This is a genomic window from Streptomyces sp. SBT349 (genome assembly GCF_001083795.1).
GTDB lineage: Bacteria > Actinomycetota > Actinomycetes > Streptomycetales > Streptomycetaceae > Streptomyces.
The window spans coordinates 1-4,179 of the sequence record NZ_LAVK01000498.1; the positions used below are offsets into that span (position 1 = coordinate 1).

The following is a 4,179-nucleotide window of genomic DNA, read 5'->3' on the forward strand; positions in this document are numbered from 1 at the left end:
GCACCAGGCGGCCACCCGTCTCGTACCGACCGGGGTTGGGATGGGGGCAGGGCGGGCGCCGCCTGGCCTGCCGCCAGCCGCCGCCCCGCCAGGCCGCCGCCCCGTCGCGCGCCCCCGGGACCGCGCCACGGAACCCGCCCGCCGAGGGCGGGTCCTTCCACTCGGCCAGCGGAAGGCAGGCCAGCAGCGGCAGCGCCAGCCGCTTGCGCGCCGCGCGGTGCAGGCTCGGCCGGAACGCCTCGGCCAGCACCCGCGCGTCGTCCAGCGCGTGGTGCGCGCGCCGCTGCGTCACGCGGAAGAACGCCGCCAGCGTCTCCAGCCGGTGGTTCGCCAGGGGCAGCCCCAGCGCCTTGGACAGCGCGATGGTGCACAGCCGTTGCGTGACGGGCGCGGACCCGTCCGTGCGCGCGTACTCCCTGGCGATCATCGTCCAGTCGAAGACGGCGTTGTGCGCGACCAGCACGCGCCCCTCCAGCCGCTCGGCGAACTCCCCGGCCACCTCGGCGAAGAGCGGCGCGTCGGCCAGCACCGCGGACGTCAGCCCGTGGATGTGCACCGGCCCGGGATCGCGCTGCGGGTTGACCGTCGTGTACCAGTGGTCCTGCACCTCGCCCCGGCCGTCGAGCCGGTACACCGCGGCGGACACGATCCGGTCCTCGCGGCGCAGGCCGGTGGTCTCCACGTCCACCACGGCGTACCCGTCCGGATACCCCGGGGGCCATGGCTCGTCGTCTGACGGGAGGTCGGGGAAACCGGCCAAGGCCGCCTGGTGGTCTTCGAGCATGGTCACCGAGGATACGGCCAGTCCGCGACAGCACCCGCACGCGCGAGGAGAGTTGACGGCCCGTCGGCGCCGCCCCGCGAACGCCGTGCGGACCGCCGTCGCGCAGACCGGGGGCCATTGTCACAGCCGTGCCGTACCCTGCGAATCATGCTGCTCGACACCTACGGCAGGACCGCGACCGATCTGCGGGTCTCGCTGACCGACAGGTGCAATCTCCGCTGCACCTACTGCATGCCGGAAGAGGGGCTGTCCTGGCTGGACAAGCCCGAGCTGCTCACGGATGACGAGATCGTCCGGCTGATCGGCATCGCCGTCGGCCTTCTCGGGGTGAAGGACGTCAGGTTCACCGGGGGAGAGCCCCTGCTGCGCCGCGGCCTGACCGGCATCGTCGCCCGCTGCGCGGCCCTGGAGCCGCGCCCCAGGCTCTCCCTCACGACCAACGGCGTGGGCCTGGCGCGCACGGCCGCCGCGCTGCAGGCCGCGGGCCTCGACCGGGTGAACGTGTCGCTGGACTCCACCGACCACGACGTGTTCGAGCGGATCACCAGGCGCCGCCGCCTCGACGACGTGCTCGCGGGCCTCGCCGCGGCCAAGGAGGCGGGGCTCACCCCCGTCAAGGTCAACGCCGTGCTGATGCGCGGGCTGAACGACGGGGAGGCGCCCTCCCTGCTCGCCTGGGCGATCGACCACGGCTACGAGCTGCGGTTCATCGAGCAGATGCCGCTGGACGCCCAGCACGGCTGGCAGCGCGAGGAGATGATCACGGCCGGGGAGATCCTGGCCTCCCTGCGCACCCGGTTCACCCTCACCCCCGAGGAGACGGAGCGGCGCGGCTCCGCCCCGGCCGAGCGGTGGACGGTGGACGGCGGGCCGCACCGGGTGGGCGTCATCGCCTCGGTCACCCGCCCGTTCTGCCGGGCCTGCGACCGCACGCGGCTGACGGCCGACGGCCAGGTGCGCAACTGCCTGTTCGCCCGCGAGGAATCCGACCTGCGGGGCGCGCTCCGCTCCGGCGCGGACGACGAGGAGATCGCCGAGCTGTGGCGGGTGGCCATGTGGGGGAAGAAGGCGGGCTCGGGCCTGGACGACCCCGCGTTCCTTCAGCCGCAGCGGCCGATGTCAGCGATCGGAGGCTGACCGCCAGACGTCCAGCTCCACCACGTCCTTCAGGAATCCCCGCATCCCGAGGAACCGCGAGAGGTACTCGCGGTGCTCCTCGCACGCGAGCCAGGTCTTCCTGCGCTCGGGCGTGTGCAGCTTCGGATTGTTCCAGGCCAGCACCCACACGGCGGCGGTGCGGCACCCCTTGGCCGAGCAGATCAGCGGGCCGGTTGTGGACTCGTTCTCCACGGAATCCATACAACACCCTTAAAGAATCACCGGAAACAGAGAACCGACGCCGGGCAGCCACGGGGGGAGCCGCCCGGCGTCGGTTCGTCGCTCCGACGGGGGATACGGAGCGCTCTTGAAGTATGACATGCAATGCACCGATCGGCGCAGGGGAACGGGTCAATTGAACTGAGGATTTCTTGAGCTTCGCAGGTCGGAGGGGTCAACTCCGTTTGTGGGGATCCTCATTTCCCGGAGGGAGAGCTCTGACGGAGCCCGAGGTGAGGAAGGTGGAGGGCAGTGAAGGGGCGTTCTCCCGGCCCGCATTGGCGATCACCACGGCCACATACGGAAGCACCACTCCGAGCACCAGGGTGACGGAGGCGAGAGGGCGGCTGACGTTCCACAGGAGAAGGGTGAGGACCACCGCCAGGGTGCGCACGAGCATCGAAATGATGTAACGGCGTTGCCTTCCCCTGACATCGTCGTCGAGGCTCTGCCGCGCACCCGTGATCCGGTAGACCGTCGAGTCCTCCGCAGCGACACGTCGTCTGCGCATTACCCCACCACCCTCTCCTGTGACCAGGCTAGTCCCGCACGAGCGCGAGCTTCCGGCCGGCCTTGAGGTAGACGCCCTTCGGCTCCTCCTCGGCGGCGGCCAGGTGCTCGCCGATCACCTCGCCGAGCGGACGCAGCACGTCCGTCTCACCGAGGACCACGCCGGTCTGCCCGGCGCCGGTCTCCAGGACCACACGCAGCCCGTTCTGCTTGGCGAGCCTGCGGGCGGCCGAGGCGCTGGGCGTGAAGCCGAGCACCTTGGTCAGGACGGCGGCGATGCCCTCGCCGCCGTGGTCGGAAAGGGTGACCTCCGGCAGGTCGGCCACCTCGGTGAAGCTCTTGCGCGAGAACTGCGCGGTGAACGCGTCCCTGGCCGCCATCGCGGCATCGACCCCGTGCAGCGCCGTGACGACCTCGCCGGCCAGCAGCTTCTTCAGATCCATCGGGTGCAGCGAGGAGTCGCCGAGGCGCCCGCGCGCCAGCGCGATCTCCTCGTCCGTCCACTCCGTCCAGGCCCGGAGGTAGGGCTCCATCAGACGGTCGGGAACGGACATGACCTTGCCGAACGCGTCCTCCGCCGACGAGGACAGGCCGATGTAGTTGCCCTTGGACTTGGACATCTTCGCGCCCGAGCCGTCGGTGCCCTCGACCAGCGGCATGCTGACGATCATCTGCGGCTTCTGGCCGTAGATCTCCATCACGCGCCGGCCCATCTGCATGTTGAGCAGCTGGTCCACGCCGCCGAGCTCGACATCCGCCTCGATCTCGGCCGAGTCGATCGCCATGGCCACCGGGTAGATCAGCTCCGACATGGACAGCCCGTGCCCGCCTTCGAGCCGGGTGCGGAAGTCGTCGCGCTGGAGCAGCGCCGAGGCCGGGACCTGGGCCAGGATGCCGATCAGGCGCGGCAGGGTGAGGCCGCCCAGCCACTCGCCGTTGTGCCGGAACCTGACGCGTTCGAAGTCGAAGAACGGCCTGACCTGCTCGCGGTAGCCCGCCAGGTTCCTCGCGATGTCCTCGTCGGTCAGCGCCGGGCGTTCGGTCGAGCGGCCCGTGGGGTCGCCGATCTTGGCCGTGATGTCGCCGATGATCAACGTGACCTCGTGCCCCATCCGCTGGAAGCGGCTGAGGACGATCACCTGCACCGCGTGGCCCAGGTGGACGTCGACGGCGGTGGGGTCGATCCCCAGCTTGACGTGCAGCCCGCGCCCGGCCGCGACGGCGGCCTCGATCCGCTCGGTCAGCCGCTCCACGGAGGGAAGCACGTCCACCGCCCGCGAGGCGATCAGCGCGGCCTGCTCCGCCGCCGTGAGGTCGCTCAGGTCGAGATAACGCCGCGCGCCCGTCTCCTCCAGCAGCTGCCGGACGGTGATGTCGGAGGAGAGGTCCTGCTCCAGCAGCGCGCTGGCGCGCCGCACGGAATCGCCGAGGCGTGTCACGTCGTGTCCTGAGGGCTCGATGGGGGCAGAGGAACGCCGCCCATCCTACGGGCGGCCCCCCACCGACGA

At 71.1% G+C, this 4,179-nt stretch carries 5 protein-coding genes; 1 reads left to right on the forward strand and 4 read right to left on the reverse strand.

The window, feature by feature from the left end; genetic code table 11:
- Positions 1-784: exonuclease domain-containing protein (locus ADY01_RS33580; protein ID WP_049580547.1), on the reverse strand; the 784-nt coding region annotated here is incomplete at its 3' end.
- A gap of 147 nt (positions 785-931) precedes the next feature.
- Here ADY01_RS33580 and moaA point away from each other — a divergent pair.
- A complete protein-coding gene (gene moaA, locus ADY01_RS33585; protein WP_049580543.1) occupies positions 932-1,921 on the forward strand; it encodes a GTP 3',8-cyclase MoaA in 990 nt (329 codons plus the stop codon).
- Here the strand turns inward: moaA and ADY01_RS33590 are convergent.
- The 3 genes from ADY01_RS33590 to tyrS all read right to left on the reverse strand — a co-directional run bounded on the left by ADY01_RS33590 (position 1,904) and on the right by tyrS (position 4,110).
- Positions 1,904-2,143, reverse strand: a complete 240-nt coding sequence (locus tag ADY01_RS33590) for a hypothetical protein (protein ID WP_049580544.1) — start codon at positions 2,141-2,143, stop codon at positions 1,904-1,906. The two genes, moaA and ADY01_RS33590, sit on opposite strands and share 18 nt — an antisense overlap.
- A 193-nt stretch (positions 2,144-2,336) precedes the next feature.
- Positions 2,337-2,672, reverse strand: a complete 336-nt coding sequence (locus tag ADY01_RS33595) for a DUF3099 domain-containing protein (RefSeq protein WP_049580545.1) — start codon at positions 2,670-2,672, stop codon at positions 2,337-2,339.
- A 28-nt stretch (positions 2,673-2,700) separates the two neighbouring features.
- Entirely contained in the window at positions 2,701-4,110 is a 1,410-nt protein-coding gene (tyrS, locus tag ADY01_RS33600; RefSeq protein ID WP_049580546.1) for a tyrosine--tRNA ligase, read from the reverse strand.
- Positions 4,111-4,179: the final 69 nt, after the last annotated feature.

What these genes read in the sequence shown, in the direction of transcription:
- moaA (WP_049580543.1), top strand. Translation starts at nt 932, where the DNA reads ATGCTGCTCGACACCTACGGCAGGACCGCGACCGATCTGCGGGTCTCG.
- ADY01_RS33590 (WP_049580544.1), bottom strand. Translation starts at nt 2,143, where the DNA reads ATGGATTCCGTGGAGAACGAGTCCACAACCGGCCCGCTGATCTGCTCG.
- ADY01_RS33595 (WP_049580545.1), bottom strand. Translation starts at nt 2,672, where the DNA reads ATGCGCAGACGACGTGTCGCTGCGGAGGACTCGACGGTCTACCGGATC.